The organism is Sporacetigenium mesophilum DSM 16796, from assembly GCF_059569055.1.
Genome location: NZ_JCANUR010000002.1, coordinates 38,707 through 53,722, shown reverse-complemented (window position 1 = coordinate 53,722; position 15,016 = coordinate 38,707). Strand labels below are relative to the sequence as shown.

General features: G+C 30.2%; 12 protein-coding genes and 2 pseudogenes. 1 reads left to right on the top strand and 13 read right to left on the bottom strand.

Features of this window, described 5'->3' with window-relative positions; genetic code table 11:
• Positions 1 to 40: 40 nt before the first annotated feature.
• The 9 genes and pseudogenes from dnaE (BS62_RS03395) to murB all read right to left on the bottom strand — a co-directional run.
• Positions 41 to 2,347: pseudogene (dnaE, locus tag BS62_RS03395) on the bottom strand (DNA polymerase III subunit alpha); the annotation flags it as partial.
• A gap of 108 nt (positions 2,348 to 2,455) precedes the next feature.
• A complete protein-coding gene (locus tag BS62_RS03390; RefSeq protein ID WP_496489840.1) occupies positions 2,456 to 3,193 on the bottom strand; it encodes an LAGLIDADG family homing endonuclease in 738 nt (245 codons plus the stop codon).
• Between the two features lie 228 nt (positions 3,194 to 3,421).
• Positions 3,422 to 4,588: pseudogene (gene dnaE, locus BS62_RS03385) on the bottom strand (DNA polymerase III subunit alpha); the annotation flags it as partial.
• Positions 4,589 to 4,677: 89 nt separating this feature from the next.
• Complete coding sequence (gene whiA / locus BS62_RS03380; RefSeq protein WP_496489839.1) at positions 4,678 to 5,634, bottom strand: DNA-binding protein WhiA; 957 nt, start codon at positions 5,632 to 5,634, stop codon at positions 4,678 to 4,680.
• 16 nt (positions 5,635 to 5,650) lie between these two features.
• On the bottom strand, positions 5,651 to 6,079 hold the full coding sequence (locus BS62_RS03375; protein WP_496489838.1) for an NUDIX hydrolase: 429 nt from the start codon (positions 6,077 to 6,079) through the stop codon (positions 5,651 to 5,653).
• 67 nt (positions 6,080 to 6,146) lie between these two features.
• Positions 6,147 to 7,265 carry a gluconeogenesis factor YvcK family protein gene (locus BS62_RS03370; protein ID WP_496489837.1) on the bottom strand — a complete coding sequence of 373 codons (1,119 nt, stop codon included), beginning with the start codon at positions 7,263 to 7,265 and terminating at the stop codon, positions 6,147 to 6,149.
• 17 nt (positions 7,266 to 7,282) lie between these two features.
• Positions 7,283 to 8,140, bottom strand: a complete 858-nt coding sequence (gene rapZ, locus BS62_RS03365; RefSeq protein ID WP_496489836.1) for an RNase adapter RapZ — start codon at positions 8,138 to 8,140, stop codon at positions 7,283 to 7,285.
• Positions 8,141 to 8,158: 18 nt separating this feature from the next.
• Positions 8,159 to 8,875: a PHP domain-containing protein gene (locus tag BS62_RS03360; protein ID WP_496489835.1), complete on the bottom strand. Its 717-nt coding sequence runs from the start codon at positions 8,873 to 8,875 to the stop codon at positions 8,159 to 8,161.
• 2 nt (positions 8,876 to 8,877) lie between these two features.
• Positions 8,878 to 9,792: a UDP-N-acetylmuramate dehydrogenase gene (murB, locus tag BS62_RS03355; protein WP_496489834.1), complete on the bottom strand. Its 915-nt coding sequence runs from the start codon at positions 9,790 to 9,792 to the stop codon at positions 8,878 to 8,880.
• Between the two features lie 276 nt (positions 9,793 to 10,068).
• On the opposite strand from murB, the gene BS62_RS03350 reads away from it, so the two are divergent.
• Positions 10,069 to 10,938, top strand: coding sequence for a formate/nitrite transporter family protein (locus BS62_RS03350; RefSeq protein WP_496489833.1), 870 nt, complete (start codon positions 10,069 to 10,071; stop codon positions 10,936 to 10,938).
• 28 nt (positions 10,939 to 10,966) lie between these two features.
• Here the strand turns inward: BS62_RS03350 and BS62_RS03345 are convergent, their stop codons facing one another.
• The 4 genes from BS62_RS03345 to BS62_RS03330 are packed head-to-tail and all read right to left on the bottom strand — an operon-like array spanning position 10,967 to position 15,014.
• Complete coding sequence (locus tag BS62_RS03345) at positions 10,967 to 11,410, bottom strand: MOSC domain-containing protein (protein ID WP_496489832.1); 444 nt, start codon at positions 11,408 to 11,410, stop codon at positions 10,967 to 10,969.
• Positions 11,403 to 11,873: a cyclic pyranopterin monophosphate synthase MoaC gene (gene moaC / locus BS62_RS03340; RefSeq protein ID WP_496489831.1), complete on the bottom strand. Its 471-nt coding sequence runs from the start codon at positions 11,871 to 11,873 to the stop codon at positions 11,403 to 11,405. The genes BS62_RS03345 and moaC overlap by 8 nt, the downstream gene beginning before the upstream one ends.
• Position 11,874: 1 nt before the next feature.
• Positions 11,875 to 13,776 carry a molybdopterin biosynthesis protein gene (locus BS62_RS03335; protein WP_496489830.1) on the bottom strand — a complete coding sequence of 634 codons (1,902 nt, stop codon included), beginning with the start codon at positions 13,774 to 13,776 and terminating at the stop codon, positions 11,875 to 11,877.
• 11 nt (positions 13,777 to 13,787) lie between these two features.
• A complete protein-coding gene (locus tag BS62_RS03330) occupies positions 13,788 to 15,014 on the bottom strand; it encodes a molybdopterin molybdotransferase MoeA (protein WP_496489829.1) in 1,227 nt (408 codons plus the stop codon).
• Positions 15,015 to 15,016 lie beyond the last annotated feature (2 nt).

Here is a 15,016-nt window from a genome sequence, read left to right as displayed (position 1 = left end):
ATTTTTTGTTATTATATCATATATTTTTATTTTTTAATTTTTATACTTTAACCTTTATATTTTCTTCCCCAATTGTATTTTTCAATTTATATAGTAAGTCATCATTTATATCTACCATATATTCCTCAGACTTAAATGCCTTTTTGATATCTTGAGCAAAAATATATACCATACTATCTCCCTTGTTGCTATGGATTACGTCTTTTATTTTATTTAATACCTCCGTATTATTCATGCTATCTATTCTTATATATAAAGATTTATTATTTATTTTTTTTATTTCGGAAAATTGTCTAGCTATAATTTTTGCATTTTCTTCTTCTTTTATACTTAGTTTTCCTTTTACGTATACTATATTATCTTCTTTTAATATGTCATTATATTTTTGAAGTATTTGAGGAAATACCATTATTTCTATACTTCCATATAAATCTTCTAATTCAATAAATGCCATTATATCATTTTTTCTTGTTGTTTTTATTGTTTTGTTTACAATCATACCGCCTATTATTATTTCTTGTTCATCTAGTTTTAGATATTCTTCATTATCATCTTTTAGTTCATTTAGCATGCTATTATTTATAGTTGTATTTAGATTTAATTCATATTCAAATTGAGATAGCGGATGACCACTTACATATAGTCCAAGAACTTCCTTTTCTAAACTTAACTTTTCTTTTTCATTAAACTCTGCTACCCTAGGAAGATTATATATAGTGCTTTCATTAGATATACCTATATCCATAGTGTCAAATAAAGAAACCTGTCCTTGTATATTTTTCTTTCTATCATTTATTATACTCTCTATTAAACTTTCATACCCAGCTATAAGTTGCGCTCTATTAGGACTTATAGAATCAAATGCCCCACATTTTATCAAACTCTCTATTACACGTTTATTTAAATCCTTTGATTCTATCCTCTTACAAAAGTCTATAAAATCTTTAAATTCCCCGTTGATTTCTCTTTCTTTAGCTATATGATTTATTACATTTACTCCTACATTTTTAATTGCAGATAGCCCAAACCTTATATTTTTATCTTCAACCGAAAACGTAGAGTAGCTTTTATTTATATCAGGTTTTAATACTTGTATTCCTAGTAAATTACATTCTCTTATATACTCTACTACTTTATCGTTATTACCCATTATACTTGTTATTAAAGCAGCCATAAACTCTACAGGATAGTATGCTTTAAGATATGCGGTTTGATACGCTAGAACGCCGTATGCAGCAGAATGTGATTTGTTAAAAGCATATTTCGCGAAGTCTATCATATTATCATAGATTTTATTTGCTGCATCTTCTGGTATTCCATTTCTTATACATCCTGGAATTTCTATATTTCCATTATCATCTAGCTTGCCATATATGAAGTACTTTCTTTCTTGTTCCATTACATCCATTTTCTTTTTACCCATAGCACGTCTAACTAAATCACTTCTACCATAGGTATATCCGCCTAGGTCTCTAACAACTTGCATAACCTGTTCTTGGTATACTAAGCATCCATAAGTAACCTCTAGTATAGGCTTTAGTTTTGGATGAATATATGTCACTTCATCATGATTGTTTTTATTTCTAACGTACATTGGTATAGAGTCCATAGGACCTGGTCTAAATAAAGAGTTGCCCGCTACTATATCTTCAAAACTATCGGGCTTTAATTGCTTCATAAAAGCTCTCATTCCACTACTTTCAAACTGGAATATTCCAAGGGTATTTCCTGAACTAAATAATTCATATACCTTAGGGTCATCATATTCCATTTTTGAAAAATCTATTTTAACTCCATGGTTCTTATATACTAAACTTAGTGCATCTCTTACAACTGTAAGTGTTCTAAGACCAAGAAAGTCCATTTTTAATAAACCTAACTCTTCAAGAGTTGTCATTGTAAATTGAGTTGTTATAGCATCCTGATGCTTATATAAAGGAACGTAACTATCTACAGATTCTTTTGCTATAACTACTCCTGCCGCATGAGTCGATGCATGTCTCGGCATACCTTCTACGCCTCTTGATATATCTATTATTTCTTTAGTTACTGGATCTTCATCATACATTTTCTTTAAATCTTTATTTATTTCAAGGGCCTTGTCTATAGTCATACCTATTGCAAAAGGTATTTCTTTGGCTATTTTATCTACATGAGCATAACTTATATCTAATACTCTTCCTACATCTCTTATAGCTGCCTTTGCACCCATAGTTCCAAATGTTATTATTTGTGCAACATGGTCATCTCCATACTTTCTTTTTACATAGTCTATAACTTCTTCTCTTCTCTCATAACAAAAATCGATATCTATATCAGGCATTGAAATTCTCTCGGGATTAAGGAACATTTTATTGTTATCGTATAGGCTCTTTATCCTATACTTCTGGAGGTTTCCCTCATCGTTATCAAACCCGAATAATTAATAACTACTATAGGTCAGTTCCTATCCAGCTCAGACTATATCATCATAAAATCTATCGTATTTTCTCTGTATATACCATTCAGAATCTTTATACATCCATTCAGCAAATTTAGTAATTTCTTTCTGTTTATACAATTTAACATAAATTGCGCAGCTAGTCTCTCTGCTATCATTAACTAAGGTAAAACTAAAACCTAGTTGTTTAAGCTTATATTGGAGCTCTAATGCAAATTCTTTACTGGCAATAGTAAAGCTTAAATGTTTATAGGTATGATTATTAACATGATTTAAGAATATACTTCCATCTCCATCGAAAAAGCCTCTTACAAAGTGTCTAAATTGTTTATCTGTCAACAAGGGCATTTGTATTATTTTAGACTTTCTACTCATAACACCTAGTCTTTTTAATTCATTTAAAGCTTCTACATTAGTACATATAATCTTATAAGTGTCTGAATGAGTTTCTTTTTTACCCCTGGTTATATATAGTTTTCTATGGGGAGATATTAATGGTTTTATATTCTCTATAAATTCTTTGTCTTTTAATTCTAATGTTAATCTTTCTAGTTTATTCTGCTGTTTAGATATACAACCATCAGCATATATTAATCCTAACATATAATACTTAAACTCATTCTCCGCTTCCATAAAATTTAAGTCGTGTGCTTTCTGCCTGTAGGATGTAGCACAACCTTTACTACAAAATTGCTGATGTTTTTTACTATTCTGAAACTCTTTATTACAATTTTTACATATTATATTATGCATAATATCAATTCCTTTCAGGATTAATAATATCGCACAAATTTGTATTTTACAATAGATTTTATGCCCCGCTTTCATGGGTGAATTATTGGCATAACCATAGTTTTAGCCTCACACCTAGTCGTTACGCACACATTAACATTTCTATCAATGCTTTGCTCGGTATTGGCCTACATCTTTCTAAGATGCTATAGCTTTCACCGAATTAACGGAGTTTAAAGAGCGCATCCTCAACTTACGCTCAAAGAGTAGAGAGTACTTTATTGGGTCTATGTCTGTTATATTAAGGGTATATGCTACTATAGAACCTGCTGCACTACCTCTACCAGGCCCTACCATTATGTTATTTTCCTTTGAAAAGTTAATAAAATCCCACACTATAAGGAAATATTCAATATATCCCATTTTTTCTATAATATCTAACTCATAATCTAGTCTTTCAACTATTTCTTCTGATATATTTTCATATCTTTGCTTTAATCCGCTATAGCATAATTCTCTTAAATAAGAATTTGGAGTGTAACCACTTGGAACTTCATATTTTGGAAGATGTATAGTATTAAAGTCAAAGTCAACGTTACATCTATCTGCTATCTTAGCCGTATTTTCTAACGCCTCCTGGGCATAAGGAAACAGTTCATACATCTCCTCAGGTGACTTAAGATAGAATTCTTCACTTTGAAATCTCATTCTATTAGGGTCATCTAGTGTTTTCCCCATTTGAATGCACATAAGGACATCGTGAATTTTTGAATCTTTTTTATCAACATAGTGTATATCATTAGTTGCAACTAATGGTATATTTGTTTCTTTAGATAATTTTAACAATGCAGAATTTACTTCTCTTTGTTCTTTTATATTATGGTCTTGTAGTTCAAGATAAAAATTATCTTGTCCAAATATATCACTATAACTTAATACTAGTTTTTTTGCTTTTTCATAGTTTTTGTTTAATATAGCTTGTTGAATGTCACCAGCTAGGCAGGCTGATAGTGCTATAATACCTTCACTGTATTTTTTTAACTCTTCTATGTCTACCCTAGGTTTATAATAAAATCCCTCTACATAAGATGTAGAAACTAACTTTATTAAATTTTGATAACCAGTCATATTTTTAGCCAACAATACTAAATGTCCTTGATATTTATCAAAACTAGGGTCTTTATCCTTTAGCGTCCTAGGTGCTGTATATACCTCGCATCCTATAATAGGCTTTATACCTTCTTTCTTAGCCTTTTTATAAAATTCTATAACTCCAAACATGCAGCCATGGTCTGTTATAGCTATTGAATTCATTCCGAGCTCTTTAGTTCTTTTTATTAGTTTATCTATTCTGGAGAATCCATCTAATAAGCTGTACTCAGTGTGAACATGAAGATGAACAAAATCCTTACTCATCCTTATCACCTACCTTTTGTTTTAAGTATAAACATATTTTAACACAAAATCTAAACAAAGAAAAAGGAGACTATACAAGTCTCCTAATTTTATATATGTCCATTTTTTTCCCTTAAATCTTCTGCTATCTGTTCTATTTTTCTAAGTCTATGATTTACTCCTGATTTTCCTACAGGAGGGTTTAACATCTCTCCTAATTCTTTTAAGGTCAAATCTTCATATTCTATTCTTAAGTTAGCTATTTCTCTCAAATTCCTAGGAATATATTCAAGTCCTTTTGCATCTCTTATATATTTTATATTATCTATTTGTCTTACTGCAGCACTTACTGTTTTGGATAAATTAGCTGTTTCACAATTTACAATCCTATTTACATTATTTCTCATTTCTTTTACTATTTTTACATTTTGAAGACTTAAAAGAGCATTGTGTGCACCTATTATACTCAGTAAATCCGAGATTTGTTCACTTTCTTTTAGGTAAACAACATAATTGTTTTTTCTAGGCACAATTTTAGAATTAAACCCTATCGAATTAATGAGGTCTTTAAGAGATTCTGCAAATTCCTCATTACTAGTTACAAATTCTAAATGGTAGTTTTTTTCTGGGTCGCTTATAGATCCTCCGCCTAAAAAAGCCCCTCTTATAAACGATCTAGCACAATCTTCATGTTTTACTAAGCTATGAGGAACAGTATTTATAGTATAGAAGTCTTCTTCGCTATATAGTATCCCTAAATCTTTTAATAAATTTATAGCCCCCATATCACTAGTTACTAATAGCACATAACTAGTACTTTTCTTTAATGTTTTATTCTTATTTACAGATATTTTTGTATTAATTCCAAAATTTAACTTTAGCAATTTGAAAATCTTTCTAGCAATAGAATTGTGTTCAGTTGTTATCTTTAAGTTTATCTTTTTATTTCCTGCAAGCTGTAAGCTCCCACTTAACTTTACAAGGGCAGATAACTCCGCTACATTACAACATTTCTTTGGAGATATCACCCTTGATAATTCATTTTTTGTTTTTGCTGAAAATGACATTTATATCACCTATACTTTATTGGCCCTTTTTAATTCTTCTTTTTACTTCTTCAAGGGCTACTTTTATAATTTCCTTTTCATCATCATATCTAGCTAAATCTACTACTCTATCTAGGTGTATAAACTTAGCATCTATAAATCCTTCTTCTTTTTGGGGAATAGTATCCATATATCTCGCTTTCATTAAATACCAGTAAACCGTTTTATGAACAGATCTACTCTCATCCCAGTTTTCTTTAAAAGTATAATGAATTTCTCCTAGATATTTAATTATATCAGCTTTAACGCCTGTCTCCTCAAGAACTTCCCTAAGGGCCGCATCTTGCCTATCTTCTCCATCTTCTACTTTTCCTTTTGGAAGTACCCAATCCCCATTATACTTTTTTAGTAATAATATGGCATTACCAAACAGTACTACTCCTCCGGCACTAACTTCTTCTCTCATAGATGTTCACTCCTTAAATACATAGCATAATAATAAGGATTTCTACAAAAAGTACTAAAATCCTTTTTTACTTAATATTATCATCAGAAGCATAACTTAGTGCCAAATCTATAACTATCTTAGATATCTGCTGTGCATCGTGTCTAACATAATTCTTTTTAACCTCAACTAAGCTAGTTTCTATTGTCATAATTCCCATATCGTACAACTTTTCCATTTGCCCCGCATCTAAAAGTACTTGTCTTGCCCCGTCCTGTCTGTAATTTTTAAGTATATCTTCACTTAATATTTCATTATTAGATATTATTATATCTATAGTATTTTCGCCAACATGTTTATTTATAGCTTCTATATGGTTATATACATTGTAATTATCAGTTTCTCCTGGTTGAGTCATTATATTAGATATATATACTTTGGGAGCATTAGTGTTTTTTATAGCTTCTACAACTCCATTTACCAATAAATTTGGCATTATACTGGTGTATAAACTACCCGGGCCTATAACTATTATATCTGCATCATGTATTACATTTATAACTTCATCTAAAGGAGTCACATCCTTAGGATCTAAATATACTTTATCAATAGGACTGTGTTGTTTTTTAGATTGAACTGGTATAGCTGATTCACCTTTTATAACATTTCCATTATTTAGCTTTGCAATTAAGTCTACGTTTTGCAATGTAACCGGTAAAACTCTACCTGTTATTGCAAATATCTCAGACATTTTGTATACTGCAGTTTCAAAATTACCATATATCCCGTTCATAGCTGCTAGAAATAAATTTCCAAAGCTTTGACCTTTTAAATTACCTTCTGTAAATCTATATTGCATAATTTCTTGCATAGTAGGCTCTATATTTGCCAAAGCAAGTAAACAGTTTCTAATATCTCCAGGAGGAAGCATCCCAAGATCTTCTCTTAGTACACCTGACCCTCCTCCATCATCTGCAACAGTTACAATAGCAGTTATATTTTGAGTAAACAACTTTAATCCTCTTAGAAAAATTGATTGACCTGTTCCTCCTCCTATAACTACTACCTTAGGACCCTTTTGTTCCTTAGTCATTATACTAATATCTTCTATATTTTCTCTTTCCTTTTTAACTTTATATAGTAAATATATAGCTATTATTATTGCAACCCATCCCAGTACAGCTGCTATATATAAAATAATTGGCATTATTTTCTCCACCTATCTTACTTTAATGTATAATCTCTATGTTTTTTTAGAACTCTATATCCACTTTCCTTAAGATAGTCATATAATAAATTAGCTATTGTAACCGATCTATGTCTTCCACCCGTACATCCTATTGATATAATTAGGTGATTTTTGCCTTCTTCTATATACTGAGGTATTAAAAAATCTACCATATCTTTTAGTTTTTTATAAAATTCTATGCTAACCTTAGAATTCATTACATAAGTTCTAACTTCCTCATCTTCTCCTGTTTTCTCTTTTAATTCTACTATATAATAAGGATTTGGCAAGAATCTAACGTCAAATACTAGGTCAGCATCTATAGGGATACCATGTTTAAATCCAAATGATAATACAGATATAGTAAGCTTAGGGTTATTTTCTCCTACTAAATACAAATTGCCCAGTTCATCTTTTAAATCTTTTGGCTTCATATTAGTAGTGTCTATTATATAGTCCGCATCTTTTTTTAATCGTTTCATTATTTCTCTTTCTTGCTTTATTCCATCTAGTATATCCATGTTCTGTGATAAAGGATGATTTCTACGCGTCATTTTATATCTCTTAACTAACACTTGGTCTGCACAGTCCAGAAATAATATTTCATAACTATATCCTTCTTTTTTTAAAAAGCTCAAACTTTCATGAAGTTTTTCAAAAAACTTTCTCCCTCTTATATCTATGCCTAAAGCTACCTTATCTACAGTTCCATTAGACTGATAGCACAGTTCTGCAAATTTAGTTATAAGAGTTGGAGGTAAATTATCTACACAATAAAATCCCATATCTTCTAAGGATTTCATTGCTTCACTTTTCCCTGAACCAGATAACCCCGTTACTATAACAAATTTCATCTATTATCACCCTTTCGGTTACATCTCTACATTGCTTATCAACCTTAAGTCTACGTTTGTATCTCTTACTCTCTTTATTGCATCATCAAATCTTCCAACATCTTCAGGCCTATGAGCGTCTGAACCTATCATAAATTTAACTCCAATATCCTTTATAAGGCTTAATTGTTCTGTAGTTAAATATCCATGATGAGAGTTTATCTCTAAATGAGTGTTAGTTTCTTTTGCTGCTTTGGCTACTTCTTCTATATACACAGCCCCTTTATCTCCTGGATGTGTCACAATAAATATATCATTATTTTTCATAGCATTAATAGTAGCCTCTGTATTGTAATCTTTAGTGAATTTATCTAATCCTACAAAATTGAAAGCGTGATTTAATATACCCGTTACCTTTTTATTAGGAATAGATCCAAAGTGGTATCCTGCCATAACATAATCTACTAACTTCAATACTTTGTCATCTACATCTATACTTCCTTTGTTATCTAGTATATTTGCTTCTAAACCTAAAAGTATTTTTATTTCTTTATATTTTTCTTGTAGCCTATCTATTTCTTCTCTCATTATTTGTATGCTTCCATACTTAACTCCATAAGAAAAATGTCTATAACTATGATCAGATATACCTAGAGTCTTAAGACCTTTTAGCATAGCAACTTCTATATTTTGTTCTATAGTTCCAGTTCCATGACTATATACTGTATGTGTGTGATAATCGGCTATAATTTTCATTATTAATCCTCTCCTACGATTTTGACTTCCTCCTCCAACATCACACCAAACTTAGCATATACAGTGCTTTTAATAACATATATTAAGTTTAATATATCTTTAGTAGTAGTATCACCTAAACTTACAACAAATCCACAATGCTTTTCAGATACTTGGGCTCCTCTTAAAGTAAGACCTCTTAAACCGCAGTCTTCTATGAGCTTCCCAGCAAAGTATCCTGTTGGTCTTTTAAATGTACTTCCAGCACTTGGCATACTAAGTGGTTGTTTTGTTGTTCTCTTTTGAGTTAATTCATTCATCTTATCTCTTATTTCTTCATATATACCTGGCTTTAAATCTAATTTAGCAGAAAGTGCAATATAGTTTTTATCCGTAATTATACTTCTTCTATATCCAAATTTCATTTCCTCATTTTCAAATTCAAGTATATTTCCATCCATATCTATAACTCTTACAGATTTAACTATATCCTTCATTTCTCCACCATAGGCTCCTGCATTCATAGCTAATGCTCCACCTAAAGTTCCAGGTATACCACTTGCAAATTCAAACCCAGTTAGTGACTTTCTAAGTATACTCTTAGCAACTATTGATAATAGTATTCCCGATTGTGCCTCAACTATATTTCCTTCTATTTTAAATTCGCTAAAATTCTCTGATATTTTTATTACTATACCTCTTATTCCATTATCTTTAACAAGTAAATTTGACCCATTGCCCATCAAGAAGAACGGAATATTTTCTTCTTTAACTAAAGATATTATTTCTTTTATTTGATCTTCTGTTTTAGGTTTAACTAGTATGTCAGCAGGACCACCAACTTTAAAAGAAGTATGATTCTTCATAGGTTCGTCAATTAATACATCTTCTTTATCTAATATTTGAACTAATTTTTCATATATATATTTTTTATCCATTATATTTCCTCCTAATTCATAGCAATTAATTTTACCTACCATAATATTGTATATATCTATTATAATAATGTATCCAAAAAAAAATAACAACATTTAAGTATATACCCATATTTAAGTAAATAAAAGTAAATATACTTATTAGAAATAAAATGTAGATAATTTCTATTTATGTCCATGGTTATTGTATACAATTATATTAGTTTGTTGTATAATATTGAAGTATTTGAAATCATGAAACTTATCAATATCATCTTAGCAAATTCAAGGAGGTCTTTTATGTCTGATAAGAAAATTCTTATACCATCAGAGATAGCTCAGTACACAATAGATGCTGGTATAAAAAAAGCTAATACACCTACAAACAAAGTTCTCGCTTCAGCATTTTTAGCGGGAGCATATATAGCATTTGCGGTATTTGGATCACTGGGGGCTGCGCATAATTTACTTGCAAATCCTAATACTTATGGATTAGGTAAACTTCTTTCTGGGATAATATTCCCAGCCGGCCTTATATTTGTTTTGGTTGCTGGAGCCGATTTATTTACAGGAAATATTCTTATAACAATGGCTGCTTTACAAAAGAAAATTAAATGGTCTCAAGTTTTTAAAAACTGGGCATTAGTTTGGATAGGTAACTTAATAGGTTCAATATTAGTTACTTGGTTGGTAAGTTTATCTGGAATATTTGACTGGAGTACTGGAGTTTATGGTGGAGTAGTTATAAAAACTGCTATAAGTAAGGTAAGCTCAGGTTGGATTTCAATATTTGTGTCTGGTATATTATGTAACTGGGTAGTTTGTGTTGCTGTATGGATGTCTTATGGAGCAAAAGATATGGCTGGCAAAATAACGTCAATTTTCCCTGGAATATGCTTATTTATAGTTTCAGGATTTGAGCATAGTGTTGCCAATATGTCATATTTATTTGCAGGATTGTTCGCAAAATCTAATCCTATATGGATAGAGGCTTCTCATAAAACAGCTGCTGATTTAGCAAATTTAAACATTACTACTGTGTTTATTAATAACTTAATACCTGCTTCTTTAGGAAACATAGTCGGTGGAGCTGTATTTGTTGGTGCTATATATTATTACTTATATATAGCAAAATCAGACTCAGTTTCTGAAAACAAAACTATTGCATAAATAAAAGTGCTAGGAATTCCTAGCACTTTTATTTATTTTCAATTATTTCTATTTTGTCATTAAGTTTTACTTCTCCACCTATTAAAATTTTTGTAAATATTACTTCTTTAGGTAAAGCGCAGTCTACTTTAGATTTTATTTCACATCCTTCGTAACACTTTTTACCTATTTGAGTAATTTCTTGGATAGTTTCTCCTATTTTTACTTTAGTTCCAACAGGTAGATCATATAAAAAAATATCCTTTGTAATTATATTTCCTTTAAACTTACTAGTACATAATCCTTCTACTTCACGTGATTTTAATTTTTGTATAGTTTCTATACTCAATAAACTTACTTGCCTATTGTGACTTCCTGAATGTACATCCCCTAAAAGCCCATGATTTTCTTTAAAAGTACCATTTTCTATAGACTTTAATTTTCCTTTTTCTTTACTTATATTTATTGATACTACATTTCCAAACTTATTCATTTCTTAAATATTCTCCACTTTTTCCTCCAACTTTTTTTACAAGTCTTATATTATCTATAACCATATCTTTGTCTATAGCCTTACACATATCATATATAGTAAGGGCAGCCATTGATACAGCAGTCAATGCTTCCATTTCTACCCCTGTTTTTCCTATTGTAGAAACTGTTGCTTCTATTTCTATTTCATCTTCTAATACATTAAATTTTATATCTGCTCCGCTTAAAAATATATTGTGGCACATAGGTATTAAATCCCATGTTTTTTTTGCACCCATTATTCCACCTACTTGAGCAACAGATAATACATCCCCTTTTTTTATTTTTCCTTGTTTTATTACCTCTATAGTTTCTGTATTCATCTTTATGCTTCCTTTAGCTATAGCAGTTCTTTTAGTATCACTTTTTTCACTTACATCTACCATTTTAGCTTTTCCATGTTCATTAAAATGAGTTAATTCCATTTTATCCTCCTATATGAATAATATCACCTGTGTTGTCTAGTTCATATCCACCAAGCTTATTGATTTTTTCTTTAAATTCATCACTTTTTAATATAGATATAAACTTTTTTATTTTAACATCTTCTAAATTATCTTTGTATACTAAAAAATCGTAACTTTCATATCCTATTGGTATAAAATCTAAATTCATAGCCTTTGCTGCTGATAAAACTCCTAATCCTGTATCTGCAGAACCACTTTTAACACTAACAGCTACAGCCATATGAGTATTCATTTCTCTTTCATATCCATTTACAGTATTTGTATCTATATTTAATTTTTTTAAATTATAATCCAGGAGAATTCTAGTTCCGGCTCCTCTTTGTCTATTTACATATGATAAATCTTCTCTAGATAAATCATTAAAATTATTTATATTTTTAGGATTACCATTTTGAACCATAAATCCTTGAAGGCGCTTTACACCTTTTATTAATGCCATATTTTCATTATTAAAATATTTTTTTATATAACTTATATTGTATTCTCCAGTATTTTCGTCTAATAAATGTATTGGAGCTATATGAGCTTCTTTTCTCTTCATTGCCATTATTCCACCCATGCTCCCAACATGTCCTGATGACAAATTAATCATATCGCCTATTAAGTCCATTATTATATCATGACTCCCTATTGACACTAATGAGCTTTTTATTTCTTTAAGAGATTTTATAATCCTAACATCTACTTTACTTCCTGCATCTATACCTTCACTTTTTCTGGGTATTTCTAAAAATCCATCTGCCTTAACTAAACTCATCGTAACCCCTGCACCCCTAGTTAAAGGAGTTGCTATTAGCTTATTATTTACATAACCTAAATTTACCCTTACTATTTCTTTATTTTTAAGTGATGATACTAATCTTTTTGATAATATAGCATCGTAAGTTTCTTCATTTTCTTTTTCTAATCCAATATACTTATAAATTAAGGGCTTTGCAAACTCTTCAAATGCTATATAAGATGATACAGGGTATCCTGGTATACCTATAATTGGTTTTTCATTAATTACCCCTAATATAGTTGGTTTACCTGGCTTTAATGCTACTCCATGAACTACTACTTCTCCTATTTCTCTTATTATTTTAACTACATAATCTTCGCTCCCAGCTGATGTTCCTGCATTTGTTATTACTATATCATTATTTATTGAAGCTTCTTCAATAAGTTTTTTTAAATTGTTATAATCATCTTTTTGTGGAGAATATCTATTAGGTATACCTCCATATTTCATAACTAAATTTTCAAAAACCCTTGAATTTGAGTCTATTATTTTTCCTTCTTTTAATTCTTTTACACTCTCTACTATTTCAGATCCTGTAGGTATAATAGCTACACTAGGTTTTTTATATACCATTACTTTGTTTGTTCCACCAGCAATTAGTGCCCCTATATCCATAGGGCGAACCTTGTGCCTAGATGGTATTATCATCTCGCCAACTACTATATCCTCTCCTATAGGCCTTATATGTTGCCATGGATATGCAGGAGATAATATCTTAATACTGTTATCATCAATTTCTATAACATCCTCTATCATTATAACCGCATTGTATGTATCGTTTATAACATTCCCTGTGTTTACATACACAAAGTCTTTACCCTTAATAAGAATTTTTGGATTAATTTCGCTAGCTCCATATGTATTTTGAGCTAAAACTGCTATTCCGTCCATTGCTGCACTGTTATAGTGTGGGGATGATATATTTGCATATACAGCGCTATATGTAACTCTATCTAAAGAGTCATATACGCTTATTTCTTCATATTCAATGTTAGTTGATTTAAATTTAGAGAAATAAAGTTTTTTTGCTTCATCTATATCTATGTTTGATATATATATATTTCTATCTTCTTTTTTCATTTATTCTCCCCCTAAAACAGATGTACTCTTACTTCTTGTCCTTTATATAGTCCTTCATTATCTCCATCCAAAATTACATATCCACATGATTTAGATAATAACGTTATCATAGATGACTTCCCAAAGTTAGGTATAGCATAGTATTTTTCATCTCTTTCTTCTATATTTACCATTTGATATGTTTGTTTTCCAGGAGATGAGTGAAGATTACTATCCATAACAGCATTTATGCTATAATTATTATCCTTTATATTCAATAATTCATTTACAAGGTATTCTACAAATATTTTGAAAACTATTAAAGCCGAAACAGGATGTCCTGGAAGTCCAAAAACTGGTTTATTACAACACTCTCCTAATATAGTTGGTTTACCTGGTTTTAATGCTACTCCATGTACTAATATTCCTTGTCCATCAAATGAATTTATAACATCATGAGTAAAGTCTCTAGCCCCTACTGAGCTCCCACCTGAAATTAATACTATGTCACTACTTTCTATTCCATTTTTAACTTCTTCTCTTAAATAGTCATAATTATCCTTTACTATTGTTTTATTTATAACTTTGCCACCAAGTTTACTTATAAGACCATGAAGTGCATATCCATTTATATCTCTTATTTTCCCAAATTTTAATTCTTCATCTATATCTACAATTTCATCTCCCGTAGATATAATATAAAATCTTATATCTTTATAAACATCTACTTCTTTAATACCTAGCGCTGCAAGTACTCCAATATCTTGGTAGGTTACTTCTTTACCTTTAGTTAATACTACCTGTCCATTTTTTATATCATCACCTTTGTAAACAATGTTTTCCCCTATGGATACAGGCTTATGTATAGCTATTGTATCTTCGTCTAGCTTTTCTACATATTCTATCATTATAACAGCATCAGCCCCTTCAGGTATCATGCCTCCTGTAGGAACATAAATAGCATTTCCATATGATATACTTTCTTTAGCTATACACCCCATCTCAACTTCTCCTAATAAGTTCAAAAATGAAGGCATAGATTCGCTACAACCATGGCTATCGCTATTTTTTATTGCATATCCATCTACAGTTGATCTATTAAAATCAGGTACATTAAATTCTGATATTATATCTGAACTCAATACTTTCCCCAGAGAATCTATTATATTAACCTTTTCAGATTCTATTTTCATGTTGGTAAAATTCTTTTTTATTAATTCTTTTACTTCATCTACGGATAATACATTAAAAAAATTCATTT